Source organism: Zhengella sp., from assembly GCF_041397485.1.
Lineage (GTDB): Bacteria > Pseudomonadota > Alphaproteobacteria > Rhizobiales > Rhizobiaceae > Zhengella.
Map to the genome: position 1 here is coordinate 1,173,188 of NZ_JAWKWO010000001.1, position 16,923 is coordinate 1,190,110.

Annotated in this window: 16 protein-coding genes; 10 read left to right on the forward strand and 6 right to left on the reverse strand. The window is 65.9% G+C overall.

All coding sequences use genetic code 11. The features are described 5' to 3' along the window. Window position 1: 1 nt before the first annotated feature. Window positions 2-517, reverse strand: a complete 516-nt coding sequence (ruvC, locus tag R3D65_RS05580) for a crossover junction endodeoxyribonuclease RuvC (protein WP_371274241.1) — start codon at window positions 515-517, stop codon at window positions 2-4. A 105-nt stretch (window positions 518-622) separates the two neighbouring features. Between ruvC and R3D65_RS05585 the strand changes: the two genes are divergently transcribed. Together R3D65_RS05585 and R3D65_RS05590 are read left to right on the forward strand one after the other, a co-directional pair. Then, entirely contained in the window at window positions 623-1,210 is a 588-nt protein-coding gene (locus R3D65_RS05585; RefSeq protein WP_371274242.1) for a TSUP family transporter, read from the forward strand. An 8-nt stretch (window positions 1,211-1,218) separates the two neighbouring features. Further along, on the forward strand, window positions 1,219-1,425 hold the full coding sequence (locus tag R3D65_RS05590) for a hypothetical protein (RefSeq protein WP_371274243.1): 207 nt from the start codon (window positions 1,219-1,221) through the stop codon (window positions 1,423-1,425). A 6-nt stretch (window positions 1,426-1,431) separates the two neighbouring features. Here R3D65_RS05590 and R3D65_RS05595 read toward each other — a convergent pair whose 3' ends face one another. The 3 genes from R3D65_RS05595 to R3D65_RS05605 all read right to left on the reverse strand — a co-directional run bounded on the left by R3D65_RS05595 (window position 1,432) and on the right by R3D65_RS05605 (window position 4,846). Beyond that, on the reverse strand, window positions 1,432-1,953 hold the full coding sequence (locus R3D65_RS05595; RefSeq protein WP_371274244.1) for a DUF1465 family protein: 522 nt from the start codon (window positions 1,951-1,953) through the stop codon (window positions 1,432-1,434). Window positions 1,954-2,329: 376 nt separating this feature from the next. After that, window positions 2,330-3,970 carry an acyl-CoA synthetase gene (locus R3D65_RS05600; protein ID WP_371274245.1) on the reverse strand — a complete coding sequence of 547 codons (1,641 nt, stop codon included), beginning with the start codon at window positions 3,968-3,970 and terminating at the stop codon, window positions 2,330-2,332. 105 nt (window positions 3,971-4,075) lie between these two features. Further along, on the reverse strand, window positions 4,076-4,846 hold the full coding sequence (locus R3D65_RS05605) for a sulfite exporter TauE/SafE family protein (RefSeq protein ID WP_371274246.1): 771 nt from the start codon (window positions 4,844-4,846) through the stop codon (window positions 4,076-4,078). 193 nt (window positions 4,847-5,039) lie between these two features. On the opposite strand from R3D65_RS05605, the gene R3D65_RS05610 reads away from it, so the two are divergent. The 7 genes from R3D65_RS05610 (at window position 5,040) to R3D65_RS05640 (ending at window position 11,807) form a co-directional block, all read left to right on the forward strand. Then, the gene (locus R3D65_RS05610) at window positions 5,040-5,702 is read left to right on the forward strand and encodes a thiamine phosphate synthase (RefSeq protein WP_371274247.1); all 663 of its coding nucleotides are present in this window, start codon (window positions 5,040-5,042) and stop codon (window positions 5,700-5,702) included. Further along, complete coding sequence (locus R3D65_RS05615; RefSeq protein WP_371274249.1) at window positions 5,699-6,682, forward strand: tetratricopeptide repeat protein; 984 nt, start codon at window positions 5,699-5,701, stop codon at window positions 6,680-6,682. Before R3D65_RS05610 ends, R3D65_RS05615 begins: the two co-directional genes overlap by 4 nt. A gap of 164 nt (window positions 6,683-6,846) precedes the next feature. Continuing rightward, window positions 6,847-7,410 (forward strand): elongation factor P, encoded by a 564-nt coding sequence (efp, locus tag R3D65_RS05620; protein ID WP_371274250.1) that lies wholly within the window; start codon window positions 6,847-6,849, stop codon window positions 7,408-7,410. 39 nt (window positions 7,411-7,449) lie between these two features. Then, window positions 7,450-8,241 carry an inositol monophosphatase family protein gene (locus tag R3D65_RS05625; protein ID WP_371274252.1) on the forward strand — a complete coding sequence of 264 codons (792 nt, stop codon included), beginning with the start codon at window positions 7,450-7,452 and terminating at the stop codon, window positions 8,239-8,241. A 97-nt stretch (window positions 8,242-8,338) separates the two neighbouring features. Further along, window positions 8,339-9,343, forward strand: a complete 1,005-nt coding sequence (locus R3D65_RS05630; protein ID WP_371274253.1) for a MotA/TolQ/ExbB proton channel family protein — start codon at window positions 8,339-8,341, stop codon at window positions 9,341-9,343. Window position 9,344: 1 nt separating this feature from the next. Beyond that, window positions 9,345-10,376 carry a peptidoglycan -binding protein gene (locus R3D65_RS05635; protein ID WP_371274254.1) on the forward strand — a complete coding sequence of 344 codons (1,032 nt, stop codon included), beginning with the start codon at window positions 9,345-9,347 and terminating at the stop codon, window positions 10,374-10,376. Window positions 10,377-10,472: 96 nt separating this feature from the next. Continuing rightward, entirely contained in the window at window positions 10,473-11,807 is a 1,335-nt protein-coding gene (locus R3D65_RS05640) for a mechanosensitive ion channel domain-containing protein (RefSeq protein ID WP_371274255.1), read from the forward strand. A 56-nt stretch (window positions 11,808-11,863) separates the two neighbouring features. On the opposite strand, the gene R3D65_RS05645 is transcribed toward R3D65_RS05640, so the two are convergent. Further along, window positions 11,864-12,763: a TMEM43 family protein gene (locus R3D65_RS05645; protein WP_371274256.1), complete on the reverse strand. Its 900-nt coding sequence runs from the start codon at window positions 12,761-12,763 to the stop codon at window positions 11,864-11,866. A gap of 517 nt (window positions 12,764-13,280) precedes the next feature. On the opposite strand from R3D65_RS05645, the gene R3D65_RS05650 reads away from it, so the two are divergent. Next, window positions 13,281-14,927, forward strand: a complete 1,647-nt coding sequence (locus R3D65_RS05650; protein WP_371274257.1) for an FAD-binding dehydrogenase — start codon at window positions 13,281-13,283, stop codon at window positions 14,925-14,927. Between the two features lie 19 nt (window positions 14,928-14,946). Here the strand turns inward: R3D65_RS05650 and R3D65_RS05655 are convergent, their stop codons facing one another. Then, the gene (locus R3D65_RS05655) at window positions 14,947-16,752 is read right to left on the reverse strand and encodes an ABC transporter transmembrane domain-containing protein (RefSeq protein ID WP_371274258.1); all 1,806 of its coding nucleotides are present in this window, start codon (window positions 16,750-16,752) and stop codon (window positions 14,947-14,949) included. Window positions 16,753-16,923: the final 171 nt, after the last annotated feature.

A 16,923-nucleotide genomic window follows, 5' to 3' on the forward strand; every position in this document is an offset into this window, starting at 1 on the left:
CTCACACCGCCTTCAGCAGCGCGCGCCGCTGCGCCTCGCCCACCCGGTTATGCGCATGGCAGATGGCGATGGCGAGCGCGTCCGCCGCATCGTCGCTTTCGAAGCTGGCGCGCGGCATCAGCACCTTGAGCATCATCTGGATCTGCTTCTTGTCGCCGTGACCGACCCCGATCACGGATTTCTTGACCGCATTGGGAGCATATTCCGCCACCGCCAGCCCGGCCCGCGCCGGAACCAGCATCGCGATGCCGCGCGCCTGCCCGAGTTTCAGCGTGGCGGTTGCGTCCTTGTTGACGAAGGTCACCTCGACAGCCGCCTCGTCCGGACGATGCTGATGCAGCACATCCGCCAGCCCGTCATGCAACTGGCACAGCCTGCTGGCCAGATCCGCCTTGCCGTCCGATCGCACCGTGCCGGATGCCACGAAACGCAGCGAGTTGCCGAGCGTCTCGATCACGCCCCAACCCATGTTCCGCAAGCCCGGATCGATACCGATGATTCGAATCGCCTGTCCCATGCACGCCACCTTGTTCCATTCCGGCCAGCCTTGCCAGCGAAAAGTGAACAAATCAGAAACATGCAAGCGATGGAAGGAGGCGCAGCCGCCAGGGAAGGAATATCCATGGCAAGTCCGCACGGCCTGCTCTATGGCAGGAAGACATTCGCAAGCACGGTCCGATGCATGGCCTTTCCCACTTTCGACATCACGCTGGCCGCAGTCCTCGCAGTGCTGCTGCTGGCCGGCCTCGTGCGCGGCTTCTCCGGCTTCGGCACCGGCATGGTTGCCATACCGGTCCTTGCGGCCACCCATGATCCCGTCACCGCCGTCGTCGTGATCGCCATTGTCGACAGCCTGCCGCAGCTTCCCGCCGCTCTGCCCGCTCTCAGATACGCCCGCTGGCGTGAAGTCCTGCCGCTGGCCGCCGGTGCGGTCCTCCTGCTGCCCGCGGGCCTCGCCGTGCTACGGCACGGCGACCCGCTGGTCCTGCGGTGGGTGATCTGCCTCGGCGTGCTTGCCGCCCTCGTGGCGTTGGCATCGGGCTGGCGCTACCATGGTCCGCGCCCGCCGGTCCTGTCCGGTGGCGTCGGCGCTGTTGCCGGCTTCCTGGGCGGCATTGCCGGCATTCCCGGCCCGCCGCCCGTGCTTTACTGGATGGCCTCGCCCGAACCGCAAGGCGTGATCCGCGCCACCTGCTCGCGCTGCTCCTGATCACGGAAATGGCAACACTGGCCAATGTCCTGGCCGGCGGCATGATCACGGAGGAACGCTTGGCGCTCGGCCTTGCCGGTGCGCCGGTCTATCTTGTCGGCATCCTGGCCGGCCGGGCCCTGTTCCCGCTCGCCACGGCGGCGGCCTATCGCCGTATTGCCTTTGCCGTCATCCTGTTCGCTGTCACCACCGCGCTGCCGCTCTGGGATGGCTGAACGCGGTCAGCGTCCGCCGAACGCGGTCTTCAGCAGGTCGATCTGCGCAGAGACAGGATTGCCCTCCGCCCCGCGCGGCTCCCGGCTGCCGCCGTAAATCTCCATGTCCATGCGGCGCACCACGCCCTGCAGGCGCAAGGACCGCCGGACAAGATCGCGGAACGTGCCGGGCAACTCGTCCCAGCCCGGCGCCCCCTCGTCGGCCGAGCCGGTGTCCAGCTTCACCTTGGATTTTTCCGCCGCCACCTGGTCGCGCGTCATTTCGCCCGAATTGGCCGCCCGTTGCAGCAACAGCCATGAGGCGATCTGCATCAAACGTGTCGTCAGCCGCATCGATTCCGCTGCGTAAAGCGTGGATCCGACCCGTGACAACCCCTTGGCAGCCCTGCGGCCATCGCCGTCCAGATAGGTCGCCGCCTCTTCCACCAGCCCCATGCCTTCCGCATAAAGCGGCTTGAACCGGTCGGAAAACACCCGCCGCTCGGCCAGCCTGATCGGCCCTTCGCCTGTCGTCTTCATCTCAGCCATACGCCCTGAAACCCTGCACTTCAGTCCCGGCCGGTCCGTGTTCCGTCCGCGGCCGCCCGGACACCCATAACGCGGCCTCGACAAAAATGCAGGTCCCGGCCGGCGCTGGCAAGGCCATGTTTAATGAAAGGTTAACGCCGCGCCCTGCCCGTGGAAAAGGCCGAAAAAAAAGAGCCGCTTCAAAGGGAAGCGGCCCGTGGAAGTTTTACAGGGAGGCGTCAAACAGAATGGCTCAAGCCACTCAGGTTCGAATCCAGATAACTGGATACCCACAGTAATGCCTTGTCAGGGTTAAGCGCCGGTTAACAAACCGCCGCTTTCTCCATTCCGTTGCAACTTTTCGTGGGCAAATGGTTGCATGCCGCCCGCATCGCGATCACAGGGCGCGCGCCCCCTCGCGCAGGCGGAACTTCTGGATCTTGCCCGTCGACGTTTTCGGAATTTCCGAAAAGATCACCTGTTTGGGGCATTTGAAGCGCGCCAGCAATTCCCGGCAATGGTCGATGATCTCGGCCTCGCTCGCGCTCTTGCCCGGCTTCAGTTCCACATAGGCCACCGGGGTCTCGCCCCATTTCTCGTCCGGCTTGGCCACCACCGCGCAAGCTGCGACCGCCGGGTGCTTGTAAAGCGCGTCCTCCACCTCGATGGAGGAAATGTTCTCGCCGCCGGAAATGATGATGTCCTTGGACCGGTCCTTGAGCTGGATATAGCCGTCCGGGTGCATCACGCCGAGATCCCCGGAATGGAACCAGCCGCCACCGAAGGCCTCCGCGCTCGCTTCCGGGTTTTTCAGATAGCCCTTCATCACGATATTGCCGCGGAACATCACCTCGCCGATAGTCTCGCCGTCATGCGGCACCTCTGCCATGGTTTCCGGATCGCGCACGCTCAGCCCCTCCAGCGCCGCGTAGCGCACGCCCTGGCGCGCCTTCTTTGCCGTGCGCGCACCCTTTTCGAGATCGTTCCACTCGCCCTTCCACTCATTGACGACCGCCGGCCCGTAGGTCTCTGTCAGCCCGTAGAGATGGGTCACTGCGAAGCCGGCGTCCGCCATGCCCGACAGCACGGCTTCCGGCGGCGGCGCGGCGGCGGTGTTGAAGGTGACGGTCTGCGGGAACGCGCGCTTGTCCTCCTCGGCCGCATTGATCAGCGTCGACATGACGATCGGCGCGCCGCAAAGCGTGGTCACGCCCTCGTCGGCAATGGCGTCATACATGGCTCTCGCCCGCACCCAGCGCAGGCAGACATGGGTGGAGGCAGTCACCGCCAGCGTCCACGGAAAGCACCAGCCGTTGCAGTGGAACATAGGCAGCGTCCAGAGATAGACCGAGTGCTGGCCCATGCCCGAATGGATGGTGTTGGTATAGGCCATCAGCGCGGCGCCGCGATGATGATAGACCACCCCCTTGGGATTGCCTGTCGTGCCGGACGTGTAGTTCAGTGAAATCGCATCCCATTCGTCCTCGGGCATTTCCCAGGCAAAGGCGGCATCGCCGGAGGCGACGAAATCGTCATAGTCGAGCGAGCCGATGCGCTCGCCCTTGGGATAGGGCGCGTCGCCGGGATAGTCCGGATCGTCATAGTCGATGACCAGCGGCTGCACCTTCGCGATCTTCAGCGCCTCGGCCACCACGCCGGAAAACTCCCGGTCCACGATCAGGACCTTCGATTCGGCATGGTCGAGCTGGAAGGCGATGATGGCTGCGTCGAGCCGGGTGTTGAGCGAGTGCAGCACGGCCCTGACCATCGGCACGCCGAAATGCGCCTCCAGCATCGGCGGCGTGTTGGACAGCATCACGGAGACGGTGTCGCCCTTGCCGATTCCCCTCGAACGCAGCGCGGAAGCCAGTTTCAGCGAACGCTCCCAGAACCGGCCATAGGAAATGCGCTGGCTGCCATGCACGATGGCCGTGTGGTCGGGAAAGGTCTTCGCCGCGCGCTCCAGATAGGTCAGCGGCGTCAACGGCTGGTAATTGGCCTGGTTCTTGTCCAGGTCGCGGTCATAGGCACTGGCCATCGTCTCGTTTCCTCCCGGCAGAAGACGGATATTCCTGATCGCAATTAAACAGCCGCCATGCCACCTGCCAAGCGGGCACGTGGCAGACCTTCGTCCGATGGCCTATCAGGTCAGCAGCGCGCTCACCCCGTCATGGATCAGCTTGGCCGCAACGATGGCCACCATCGTGTAGGTGAAGGGGTAGAAGACTTCGGGCTTCATCCGCTTGACCAGCCAGGCGCCGGCCAGCGTGGCCAGCGGCGCGAAGGGCATCAGCACCGCCGACGCCGCCAGGTTCTGTGCGCTGAACTCGCCCAGCAGGAAATAGGGCAGCACCTTCACCGCGTTGACGATGGCGAAATAGATCACCGACGTGCCGGTATAGGTGCGCGGATGCAGGCCGAGCGGCAGCGCGTACATCTGGAAGGGTGGCCCGCCGGCATGGGCGACGAAACTGGTATAGCCCGAGACCATGCCCCAGAACGCGCCACGCGCCCGGCTGGGCGGCTTTTCAGGCGAGGCCTTGCGCAGCTTCAGCCAGAACCAGCGCCCGGCAAACAGCGCGGCGATCAACCCGATGATCAGCTTGACCATGTCGGTTGAAACGGCCGCCGCCAGCCACCAGCCGATCGCGATGCCGACCATCGCCCCCGGCAGCATGTAGAAAAGCGTCTGCGTGTGCCGGTAGCCGCGCCATGTCCACAGCGAAACCATGTCCATCAGGATGAGGATGGGCAGCATGATCGCCGCCGCCTGCACCGGCGCCAGCACCAGCGTCATCATCGGCACGCCGATCAGCGCCGTCGCCCCGCCGAGCCCGCCCTTCGACAACCCCACCAGCAGGACCGCCGGAATGCAGGCGGTATAGAACCATGGATCGGTGAGAAGATCTTGCATGCGATGTCCGTTGACGGTCAGGAGCGCCCGGCGCGGAGGTGGCGGGGCTTGTTCCATCCTTAGCCGGTCGCGGCGCGCTTGGCGACAGCCGGGGCGAATTCCGCCAAAGCGCCGCCGGGCCTTGCACCGCTGCCCAATTGCGACCATTTTCTCCCGCCAATCGGAAACCGTCACCAACAGGACGCATACAATCATGCCGCACACGACGCCGGACAACCGCTGCCGCCTCGTTCTCATCGCCCCGGACATCGCCGATGACGACGCATTCGCCGCAGCCATCGCCGATGCGCTGTCGGGCGGCGACGTCGCCTCGCTCATCCTGCCGGCCTACGGGCTCGCCGAAGCCGCCTTCCAGGCCCGCTGCAAGCGCGTCGTGCCCCTGGCACAGGAAAAGGGCGTGGCCGTGATGATCGTCGACGACACCCGCACCGCCGGCCGCGTCAATGCCGACGGCGTTCACCTCGAAAACGCCCGGGCCACCATGGCCGAGACCGCCGAGCGTTTCGATGACAAGCTGATGCTGGGCGTCGGCGGGGCCAAGACGCGCCACGACGCGCTTGAACTCGGCGAGGCCCGGCCGGACTACATCTTCTTCGGCCGCATCGGCTACGACACCGGCGCCGAGGCCCACCACCGCAACCTTGCGCTTGGCGAATGGTGGGCCGAGATGGTCACCCTGCCCTGCATCGTCATGGGCGGCGCCTCCATCGAAAGCGCGGCGGCCGTGGCTGCCACCCGCGCCGATTTCGTTGCCCTTTGCGCCGCGGTCTTTGCCGGTCCGCTGAAACCCGGCGAGGCCGTGGCCAGGACAAATGCCCTGCTCGACGAAACTGCACCGGAACTGGATGCCGCATGATACGCGCCGCCGCCCTTGCCTTCGCTCTTCTGGCCGCCGCGCCGGCCATGGCCGCTGGCGAAAGGGCGGAGAAGGTTCTGCCGTCCCTGGCAGACCGTGTGGCAGGTGAAACGGGCACGCCCGATGACGTCAATCCCCAGCGCTTCGGCCAGCATCCTGCCGACAAGGCCTTCGGTGCCTTCCAGCGCGGCCTCTACATCACGGCTCTCAATCTCGCCCGTCCGCTGGCCGAGAAGGGCGACGCGGCCGCCCAGACCCTCGTCGCCGAAATCCTTTCCCGCGGGCTTGGCGTGGCGCGAGCCTCGGAAGAGGCCGCGAAATGGTATGTGGAGGCCGCCAGGGGCGGCAATCCGGAGGCGAAATTCCAGTACGCCCTGCTGCTGCTGGACGGCAAGTATGTCGCGAAGGACCGCGACGAGGCCTTCCGCCTGATGGGCGAAGCCGCCGCCGCCGGCAATGCGCTGGCCCGCTTCAACTACGCCCAGATGATCGTCGACGAGAAGCCCGGCCCGTCCGGGCTGGCCGAAGCGGCCGAATGGTACGAGCGTGCCGCCCGTCAGGGTCTGCCGGATGCGCAATATGCCATCGCCATGATCCTTGCGCAGGGCAATGCCGGCCGCGACCGGGACGAGGCGACCGCGCGCAAATGGCTGGAACTCGCTGCCCGCGGCGGTTTCGACACCGCCATGTTCGACCTGGCCGTGTGGATGGTGGAAGGCCGTGGCGGCGAGCGGGACTATGAAGCCAGCTTCCTCTGGATGCGCAACGCGGCCAAATCCGGCAATGTCGCTGCCCAGAACGGCCTCGCCAAGCTCTACCGGATGGGGTTGGGCACCGAAGGCGATTCCATCGAGGCCGCCGCATGGTACATTCTGGCGCGCCGCGCCGGGCTCGATGACCCGGAGATGAACGTCTTTCTCGACGGGCTGACCCGTGAGCAGATGAAGAAGGCCATCGAGCGGGCAAACCGGCTGCGATAGGCGTGGGCAGCCCGCTTGCCGCACGGGCCACTCTTGCCTCGCGCCCCGTTTTGTGGTCTTGGAGCGCCGGAACAGACCGGCCGCGCGCGGTTTCGGCGCGCCTATCTCCAGACGGCAGCCCGCCCAGGGGAAACCGGGCACGGCAAACAACGGAAACGGACATCATGAAGATCAACGGCAACGAAATCCGCCCCGGCAATGTCATCGAGCACAATGGCGGCCTGTGGGTCGCTGTGAAGACCAACGCGGTCAAGCCGGGCAAGGGTGGCGCCTTCAACCAGGTCGAATTGAAGAACCTCATCGACGGCACCAAGCTCAACGAGCGTTTCCGTGCCTCCGAGACGGTCGAGAAGGTGCGCCTTGAGCAGAAGGATTTCTCCTATCTCTACGAGGAAGGCGAAATGCTGGTCTTCATGGATCAGGAAAGCTACGAGCAGCTTGAACTGCAGAAGGAGTTCGTCGGCGACCGCGCCGCCTTCCTGCAGGAAGGCATGATCGTGACCGTCGAACTCTACGAGGAAAAGCCCATCGGCATTTCCCTGCCCTCGCAGGTGACGCTGACGATTACCGAGGCCGATCCGGTGGTCAAGGGCCAGACGGCGGCGTCTTCCTACAAGCCGGCCGTGATGGAAAACGGGGTTCGCGTGATGGTTCCGCCCTTCATCGAGTCGGGAGAGCGCATCATCGTCGACACCGACGAGATCACCTATGTGCGCCGCGCGGACTGAACCGCGCCGCTGATTGACTGAAAGACAGGAAGAAGACGAATGGCGCGTTCAGCGATCCTCAATGTCATGGTGCAGACGGCGCTGAAGGCCGGCCGTTCGCTGGTGCGCGATTTCGGCGAGGTGGAAAATCTCCAGGTCTCCCTCAAGGGCCCTGCCAATTTCGTCAGCCAGGCCGACCGCAAGGCCGAGGAGATCGTCTATCAGGAGCTGTCGCGCGCCCGGCCGGGCTATTCCTTCCTGATGGAGGAGCGCGGCGAGGTGGAAGGCCATGACGGCCAGCACCGCTGGATCGTCGATCCGCTCGACGGCACCACCAATTTCCTCCACGCCATTCCCGTCTTTGCCATTTCCATCGCGCTGGAGCGCCAGGGCCAGATCGTCGCGGCCGTGGTCTACAACCCGGTGATGGACGAACTCTACACGGCAGAGCGCGGCGGCGGCGCCTTCTTCAATGACCGCCGCATCCGCGTGGCCGCCCGCTCCAGCCTGGCCGAGGCGGTGGTCTGCACCGGCATTCCGCATCTGGGCCGCGGCCATCACGGCAACGCCCTGCTGCAATTGCGCAATGTCATGGGCGAATGCGCCGGCATCCGGCGCACTGGCTGTGCCTCCATCGACCTGGCCTGGGTGGCCTCCGGCCGCTTCGACGGCTTCTGGGAAAACGGTCTCGACCCGTGGGACGTGGCCGCCGGCATGCTGCTGGTGCGCGAGGCCGGCGGTTTTGTTTCCGACGGCAAGGGCGGGCAGGACGTCTTCGACAGCGCCTCCATCGTCGCCGGAAACGAGGATATCCACCGTCGCTTGCTTGCCACGCTGGCAAAACCCGTCTGAGTTGCCGCACGCCTTCTTTTCATTGCGTCATAATTCCGATTAAAGTCAGCGCTATCGGGGCAAGACGCGAATCGAGAAGGTTGGAAAGCGAATGGCAATGGACGAAAGAAGCGCCGAGCAGCAGCAAGGCGCCTACGATCCCGAGCGGCTGTCCTCGCCGCAGGTCTTTCTGCTGTCCATGATCATCTTCCTGGCGCTGGCCGGCTTCGTCGCCGCGATCCTTTTCCGCCAGATTTCCTCCGCCTTCGCCACCAATCCCGGACTGAACGGCCTCATCCTCGGCGTGCTGGCCGTCGGCATCCTTCTCGCCTTCATGCAGGTCATCCGCCTGTTTCGCGAAGTCCGCTGGGTGAACTCCTTCCGCCAGGGGGAAACCGCCAGGGATCCCGTGTTGCTCGCCCCCATGCAGGCCATGCTGTCGCGCAACACCGCGACATCGCTGTCCACTGCCTCGATGCGCTCGATCCTCGATTCCATCGCCACCCGGCTGGACGAGAGCCGCGACATCTCCCGCTATCTCATCGGTCTGCTGGTCTTCCTGGGCCTACTCGGCACCTTCTGGGGCCTGCTCCAGACCATCGGCTCGATCGGCGACACCATCCAGTCGCTCGACCCTAGCACCGGTGACGCCAACGACACGCTCAATGCGCTGAAATCCGGCCTTGCCCGTCCGCTCGACGGCATGGGCACGGCCTTCTCCTCGTCCCTGTTCGGCCTGGCTGGATCGCTGGTGCTCGGCTTCCTCGACCTGCAGGCCGGCCGCGCCCAGAACCGCTTCTACACGGAACTGGAAAACTGGCTTTCCTCGGTCACCGATGTCGGCTCCGACCTTTCCGCCGCCATGCGTTCGCCCGGCTCGTCCGATGAACTGCGCGAGATGGCCGAAAGCCTGCGCCGCCTGCAGGAGGCCGGCGGTTCCTCGCAGCGCGTCACCGCCGCCATGGCCAACCTGGCCGAAGGTGTGTCCGGCCTGGTCAAGTCCATGCGCTCCGAACAGCAGATGATGCGCGACTGGGTGGAAGCCCAGGCACAGGAACAGAAGGCAATGCACCAGACGCTCCAGCGCGTGGCCAGGGCGCTGGAAAAGGACGGGGACGCCTGACATGGCGCTGGCGCGCAACAGGCGCCGCGAGCGCGGCATCGACTATTGGCCCGGCTTCGTCGACGCGCTGTCGACGCTGCTGCTGGCCATCATGTTCCTGCTGTCGGTTTTCGTGCTGGCGCAGTTCCTGCTCAGTCAGGAGATTACCGGCAAGGACGAGGTGCTCAACCGGCTCAACTCGCAGATCAACGAGCTGACCCGCCTGCTCTCGCTCGAACAGTCCAACAGCCAGGACCTCAACGACCAGCTTGCCAATCTCCAGGCCTCGCTTCAGGAGGCGGAGACGGAAAAGTCGCGGCTCGAACAGCTTCTGGCCAGTGGCGCGGGTGCCGCCGGCGAGGCGCAACAGCGTGTTGGCGAACTGTCGGGCCAGCTCGACGAACAGCGTGAGATCAGCCAGCGCGCGCTCAGCCAGGTGGAAATCCTCAACCAGCAGATTTCAGCGCTGCGCCGCCAGATCGCCGCGCTGGAGGATGCGCTGGACGTATCCGAGGAGCGCGACCGCGAGAGCAATGCCAAGATCGCCGATCTCGGCCGCCGGCTGAATGTCGCCTTGGCCCAAAGGGTCCAGGAGCTCAACCGCTACCGCTCGGATTTCTTTGGCCGCTTGCGTGAAATCCTGTCCGATCGCGAGAATATCCGCATTGTCGGCGACCGCTTCGTCTTCCAGTCGGAAGTGCTTTTTGCCTCCGGCGGCGACCAGATCAACGAGGCGGGACGCGACGAAATGGCGAAGCTGGCCGATGCGCTGCTCGACCTGGCCCGTGAGATCCCGCCGGAGATCAACTGGGTGCTGCGTGTCGACGGACATACCGACAACGTGCCGCTGTCCGGCGCCGGCCGGTTCCGCGACAACTGGGAACTGTCGGCCCAGCGTGCCATTTCCGTGGTCAAGTTCCTCGTCGATCAGGGCGTGCCGGCCGACCGCCTTGTCGCCGCCGGCTTCGGCGAATACCAGCCGCTCGACACGGCCGACACGCCGGAGGCACGCGCCCGCAACCGCCGCATCGAGCTCAAGCTGACCGAACGCTGAAGCCGGGACAGGCCGGCCCCTTGGCGCTGGACAAGCATGCTGCCGGCCGCTTGAATGAGCCGGGGCTTGGAAAACGGGACGGGGATAGCGCCACCCATGACATTGCGATCCTTCATCGCCGCCTGCCTGTTTGTGCTGGCTTTCGTGTATCCGGCCCTGGCACAGGACAATGGCGGCGAACCGGCAGGCCCTATCGCCACGCAATCCGATGCCGGTTCCGACCGCGCCATAGACCGGCGCATCGAGGAAATCCTGTCGCAGCTTGAAGGACTTGGCGATGTCTTCGCCCAGGTGAAATCCGGCGTGGTGACACTGCGCGGACAGGTGGCCGAACCGCAGCTTGCCCTTGAAGCCGAACGATTGGCCGGGCGCGTGGAAGGCGTGGTCGCCATCCGCAACCAGATCCGGGAGGTCTCCTCGGTCAGCAAGCGCATCGTTCCCGCCTGGGAACGCATCCGGAACCGCACGCTCCAGATCCTCAACCAGCTTCCCATGATCGGCCTTTCGGCCATCGTTTTCACGCTCATCGGCGCCTTCGGCCTCTGGGTGGCGTCGCGCCGCTGGCCCTTTTCGCGCATCGCGCCCAATTCCTTCATCGCCGATCTCCTGCGCCAGATCGTCCGCCTTGTCTTTGCCGGCCTCGGCCTCGTTGTCGCGCTCGATGTGCTGGGGGCTACCGCTGTGCTCGGCACGATCCTCGGCGCCGCCGGCATTGTCGGCCTTGCCGTCGGCTTTGCCGTGCGCGACACCGTGGAGAATTACATCGCCTCCATCCTGCTGTCGGTGCGCCAGCCCTTCCGCCCGAACGACTGGGTGGAGATCGGCGGCAAGGAGGGATCCGTGCTGATGCTGACCGCCCGCGCCACCATTCTCATCGACGCGGACGGAAACCACATCCGAATTCCCAATTCCGACGTCTTCAAGGGCATCGTTCACAATTACACACGCAACCCCGAGCGCCGCTTTGCCTTCCGGCTTGGCATCGATCCCGCAGCGGACCTGACACGGGCCCGCGAAACCGGGATACGGACATTGGCCGGCCTGCCCTTCACGCTGGACGATCCCGGCGCCGATGCATGGATCGAGGACGTGGGAGACCATGCCGTCATTATCCAGTATGTCGCCTGGGTGAACCAGACCGAAACCAGCTTCCTGCATGCCCGCAGCGAAGCGATCCGGCTTGTCAGGCACGCGCTGGAAAGCGAGGGCATCGCCCTGCCCGAACCCGGTTACCGCGTGCGCCTTGAGAATGGTGAAGAACCGGCAGGCAGCAGCCCGCGCCCGGCCAGACAGCCGGCGAAGGCGGAGGAGGAGCCCGCCGCCGGCAATGTGCGCGCTGACGACACGATCTCGCGCAAGGTGGCCCAGGAGCGCGCCCGCTCAAACCGCCAGGACCTGCTGGATGAGGACGCCCGCCAGGAAATCGGCTAGCGTTCCGACCGGACCGGAACCGTCCGGGCGCCGGCCGGATCCGCCGGTTTCTGGCCTCAGGCGGCAGCCGTGGCGTCCTTGCCGCGCCCGGCACCCCGCGCCCGCCGCTTGCCAAGCGCGAAGAAGGCGATGGCCAGTCCGGCGCCGATCGCAATGATCGACCAGCCCAGCAGCGGACGATACCAGATCCAGGCGGTGCCGATCGTCAGAAATCCCGCGACCGCCGTCAGACCGAGCGCGGCAAACCCGGTTGCAAAGCGCAGCACGTCGCCGACAAACGGAAGGACGTCACCGATCACTCCGGCAATGGCGAAGATCATGCGGAAACCGATGAGCATGGCGGCCAGCCCTGCAAGGCGCAATCCCCAGGTCAACGCCGTATTGGCTGATTGCGCGGCCTCGAACATGGCAGCCGCAGGCTTCGCACCGGCCTCGATCATGCCGATGCTGACGCCGTTCGAAGTGGTGAAGGAACCGAGCCTGCCGCCATCGATGGTTCCCACTGCGCTGACAACCTCCACGGCGGATGTTTCGAAACTGATCCTGAGGTCGCCAACCTGCGGGTTCGCCGGGTCCGCTCCGACATGAACGGCACCGCCCGAGAGGCGCACCGCCCGCCCGTCATTGAGCGCCGAGGCAATCGTGTCCAGGTCGCGTCCGCTCAAGGGCAAGGCGCGCTCATCGCCGAGACCCGCCAGCCGGTCGCCCGGAATGACGATCTGGCCGACCGTGCCCGCCCTTGCCGCGAAGCGGTTGCCTTCCACCGGCATGGCCGGGTTGGCATGGCCCGCCGGCTGCTTGAACGCGGCTGAATTGACAGGGCGTGACGCCCATCCCGGCGCATAGGAATAGGTGGTCACCGTTTCCTCTCCGCCACCCAGCTTCGTCCGGGTCTCGCTGCGCCGGCTCCTCCAGCCACTGGTACATCTCGACCTTGCGCTTGAGCTGGTTGGCATTGTCCGGAACGGGCAGGGCGGAAAACAGCGGATCCACCGGCGCGCCCTGTATGGCGACCGGTCCCGTGAAATGGACCAGTTGACCCGCTGTGGCGGCAGGCCGGGCAGGGTCGATCGTCACGACACGGCCCGCCCCTTCACTCAACGCACGGGCCGTGCTGACGGCCCTGCCCTCGTTCCAGAACAGCCCCGCCATGGCCAGCAGAACCAGGATGATGCCGAACAGGATGCCGGAAAAGGCCCTCCCGATCCGGGAAAACCATGAGCGGCTGGTAATTTCGCTGAACTGGTCGGACATGCCGGTTGCCTCGCCTTGATGCGGGCGCGGCCTGCCGCCGGCCCTTCCTGTTCTTTCATCCTGGGCCGTTTCCGAAGCCGGCGCGATGACAACCGTCACAGGATGGCGCCTGATTTCTCACCCCGCAGGCACCTCCGCTGACGCAGCGAAACGGCAACACCGCTTTGCAGGTGGCCCGCAGCCAGCTAGTCTTCGTCCATATCCCGGGGAGGAGACGCCGTGGACGCAGATGTGATCATCGTGGGGGCAGGCCTTGCCGGCCTGGTCGCTGCCAATGAACTGGCCGCGCGCGGCAAGCACATCATCTTGCTTGATCAGGAGGGCGAACAGAACCTGGGCGGGCAGGCGTTCTGGTCGCTGGGCGGCCTGTTCATGGTCGACACGCCGGAGCAGCGCCGCATGAAGATCCGCGACAGCCGCGCCCTGGCAGAGCAGGACTGGATGGGGTCGGCCGCCTTCGACCGCCCGGAAGATCATTGGCCGCGCCAATGGGCACAAGCCTATCTCGATTTCGCCGCCGGCGAGATGCGGCCATGGCTGGCCTCGCTCGGCATGCGCTGGTTTCCGGTCGTCGGCTGGGCCGAACGCGGCGGTTCGCTGGCCACCGGCCACGGCAATTCCGTGCCGCGTTTCCACATCACCTGGGGCACCGGGCCAGGCGTCGTCAAGCCCTTCGAGCAGCGCGTCCGCGCCCATGCCGACGGGGGGATTGTCACACTGCGGTTTCGCCACCGCGTCAGCCGGCTCGTCACGCGCGATGGCGCGGTAACCGGCGTTGCCGGTGAAATCCTCGAAGCGACCGATGCGGCGCGCGGCGCGCAATCCACCCGAAACGTCACCGGCGATTTCGAACTCTCCGCCGGTTCGGTCATCGTCACCTCGGGCGGCATCGGCGGCAACCACGACCTTGTCCGCAAGGTCTGGCCGGTTGACCGGCTCGGCCCGCCGCCGGCCTCCATGGTTTCAGGCGTGCCGCATCACGTCGACGGACGCATGCTGGACATCGCCCGCGCCGCCGGAGCCGCCACGATCAACGACGACCGCATGTGGCACTATACCGAGGGCGTACGGAACTGGGAGCCGATCTGGCCCGGCCACGGCATCCGCATCCTGCCCGGCCCCTCCTCCATGTGGTTCGACGCCACGGGCAACCGCCTGCCCGCGCCCTGCCTGCCCGGCTTCGACACCCTGGCCACGCTGAAGCACATCCTGTCCACCGGCCATGACTGGTCGTGGTTCGTGCTCACCCAGGCGATCATCGAAAAGGAGTTTGCCCTTTCGGGCTCGGAACAGAACCCGGATTTCACCTCGGGCAAGTGGATGGAAGTCATTCGCGGCCGCGTGCTGAAGAAAGGCGCGCCGGGCCCGGTGGAGGCCTTCAAGCAACATGGCGCCGATTTCGTGGTGCGCGACGATCTCGCCAGCCTCGTTGCCGGCATGAACGACCTGACCGACGCGCCGCTGATCGATCATGACCGGCTCAAGGCCCAGATCGAGGCGCGCGACCGCGAACTGGACAACCCCTTCTCCAAGGATGCCCAGGTCACCGCCATTCACGGCGCGCGCAACTATCTCGGCGACAAGCTGATCCGCACGGCCAGGCCGCACCGCATTCTCGATCCGGCAAAGGGCCCGCTGATCGCGGTCAAGCTGCACATCCTCACCCGCAAGTCGCTGGGCGGCCTGCATACCGATCTGGATGCCCGCGTCCTCGACGCCGCCGGCGCGCCCGTGCCCGGCCTTTATGCGGCGGGCGAGGTGGCCGGCTTCGGCGGCGGCGGCTATCACGGCTACAACGCGCTGGAAGGCACGTTCCTGGGCGGCTGCATCTTTTCCGGCCGCGTTGCCGGGCGGGCGGCGGGTTGATGATTGCGCGTCGCGCAGCCTACTCCGCGGCCCGGCCAAAGGCTTCCGCGCCCCCGGTGAATTGCAGCTTGGCAAGCCGGGCATAGACGCCGCCCTGCTTCACCAGGCTTTCATGCGTGCCCTCTTCCACCAGCCGCCCGCCATCCATGACGAGGATGCGGTCGGCCTTGAGAACCGTGGCAAGCCGGTGCGCGATGACCAGCGTGGTGCGCCCCTGCATCAGCTTTTCCAGCGCCTCCTGCACCAGCGTCTCGCTTTCGGCATCCAGCGCCGAAGTCGCTTCGTCCAGCAGCAGGACCGGCGCGTCGCGCAGGATGGCACGGGCAATGGCGATGCGCTGGCGCTGCCCGCCCGAAAGCGTGACGCCGCGCTCGCCCACCGGCGTGTCATAGCCCTGGTCCATTCTGGAGATGAACTCGTCGGCATGGGCCGCGCGCGCTGCCGCGACGATCGCCGCGCGATCCGCACCGGGCTTGCCGAAGGCGATGTTGTCGGCCACCGAACTGGCGAAGACCGTCACGTCCTGCGGCACGATGGCCATGCGCGCGCGCACGGCCTGCGGATCGGCTTCACGCAGGTCGATGCCGTCGACAAGCACCCGCCCCGCGTCGGGATCGTAATAGCGCAGCAGCAGCGAGAAGACCGTGCTCTTGCCCGCGCCCGACGGGCCGACAATGGCCACCGTCTCGCCCGGCTTCACCGTCATGGACAGGCCGGTCAGCGTCGAAACGTCGCGCCGCGCCGGATAGGCAAAGGACACGCCCTCGAACGCGACGGAGCCTTCCGCCGGTTCCGGCAAGGCCTTCGGTGCCGGCGGAGCGGCGATTTCCGGCTCCTCCGCCAGCAGCTCGGTCAGCCGTTCGGCGGCGCCGGCTGCCTGTGACAGTTCGCCCCAGACCTCCGACAAGGCACCCAGCGCCCCGGCGGCGAAGACCGAATAAAGCAGGAACTGACCGAGTGTGCCGGCGCTGATCGCGCCGGTCAGCACATCGCGCGAACCGAACCAGAGCACCCCCACGACCGACGAGAAGATGGTGAAGATGGCGACGAAGGTGAGCATGGCCCGTGCCCGCGTCGAAGACCGCGCCGCGATGAAGGCGGCTTCGACGGCACCGGCGAAACGCCCGCGCACCATGGCTTCGTTGGTGAAGGCCTGCAGCGTGCGCACCGCGCCGATCTGCTCCGAGGCATAGGCTGTTGCTTCGGCCAGCGTATCCTGCGCCAGCCGCGACTTGCGCCGCACCGAGCGCCCGAAGGCCACCAGCGGCACGACGATCAGCGGAATGGCGGCAATCACCAGGCCGGAAAGCTTCGGCGAGGTATAGACCATCATGGCCAGCGCCCCGAGGCCCAGCAGCGTGTTGCGCAGCGCCAGCGACGCGGTCGCGCCCACGGCGGACTTGATCTGCGTCGTGTCGGCTGTCAGGCGCGACACGATCTCGCCGGACTGGGCGGTATCGAAAAAGGCCGGCGACAGTTTCGTCACATGGGCGAACACGTCGCGGCGAACATCGGAAACGACGCGCTCGCCCAGCGTGATGACGAAATAATAGCGGCACGCCGATGCCAGCGCCATGACGCCGGCAATCACGATCAGCATGGAAAAATATTGCGAGATGAAATCGCTGTCGCCGTCGGAAAAGCCGTGGTCGATCATCCGGCGCACCGCCAGCGGCAGGGTCAGCGTGGTAACGGCAGCAAGCGAGAGGGAAAGCAACGCCCCCGCCACAAGCCCCTTGTAGTGGGTCAGGTAGGGCGCAAGCCGGGCCAGGGGCCGCAGCGACCGGCGTTTCTTCGCCTGCGCCTGGATCGTGTCATCCGTCATGCCCCGCCATTCCTTCCAGTTCTGCCCGCGCGATTGCCCCGAACGAGGAATCCGCGCCACCGCACTTGTACTCCTTGCGGGGCTGATGTATACGCTCGCCGACCATTTTGGAAGCCGTGGCCAGTCAAAGCTGCGGCTTCACAAGTTTCAATCGGGTCTGCGCGTTCGTTT

Coding starts and splice junctions, on each gene's coding strand:
- ruvC (WP_371274241.1), bottom strand. CDS start 517: ATGGGACAGGCGATTCGAATCATCGGTATCGATCCGGGCTTGCGGAAC.
- R3D65_RS05585 (WP_371274242.1), top strand. CDS start 623: ATGGCAAGTCCGCACGGCCTGCTCTATGGCAGGAAGACATTCGCAAGC.
- R3D65_RS05590 (WP_371274243.1), top strand. CDS start 1,219: ATGGCAACACTGGCCAATGTCCTGGCCGGCGGCATGATCACGGAGGAA.
- R3D65_RS05595 (WP_371274244.1), bottom strand. CDS start 1,953: ATGGCTGAGATGAAGACGACAGGCGAAGGGCCGATCAGGCTGGCCGAG.
- R3D65_RS05600 (WP_371274245.1), bottom strand. CDS start 3,970: ATGGCCAGTGCCTATGACCGCGACCTGGACAAGAACCAGGCCAATTAC.
- R3D65_RS05605 (WP_371274246.1), bottom strand. CDS start 4,846: ATGCAAGATCTTCTCACCGATCCATGGTTCTATACCGCCTGCATTCCG.
- R3D65_RS05610 (WP_371274247.1), top strand. CDS start 5,040: ATGCCGCACACGACGCCGGACAACCGCTGCCGCCTCGTTCTCATCGCC.
- R3D65_RS05615 (WP_371274249.1), top strand. CDS start 5,699: ATGATACGCGCCGCCGCCCTTGCCTTCGCTCTTCTGGCCGCCGCGCCG.
- efp (WP_371274250.1), top strand. CDS start 6,847: ATGAAGATCAACGGCAACGAAATCCGCCCCGGCAATGTCATCGAGCAC.
- R3D65_RS05625 (WP_371274252.1), top strand. CDS start 7,450: ATGGCGCGTTCAGCGATCCTCAATGTCATGGTGCAGACGGCGCTGAAG.
- R3D65_RS05630 (WP_371274253.1), top strand. CDS start 8,339: ATGGACGAAAGAAGCGCCGAGCAGCAGCAAGGCGCCTACGATCCCGAG.
- R3D65_RS05635 (WP_371274254.1), top strand. CDS start 9,345: ATGGCGCTGGCGCGCAACAGGCGCCGCGAGCGCGGCATCGACTATTGG.
- R3D65_RS05640 (WP_371274255.1), top strand. CDS start 10,473: ATGACATTGCGATCCTTCATCGCCGCCTGCCTGTTTGTGCTGGCTTTC.
- R3D65_RS05645 (WP_371274256.1), bottom strand. CDS start 12,763: ATGCCAACCAGCTCAAGCGCAAGGTCGAGATGTACCAGTGGCTGGAGG.
- R3D65_RS05655 (WP_371274258.1), bottom strand. CDS start 16,752: ATGACGGATGACACGATCCAGGCGCAGGCGAAGAAACGCCGGTCGCTG.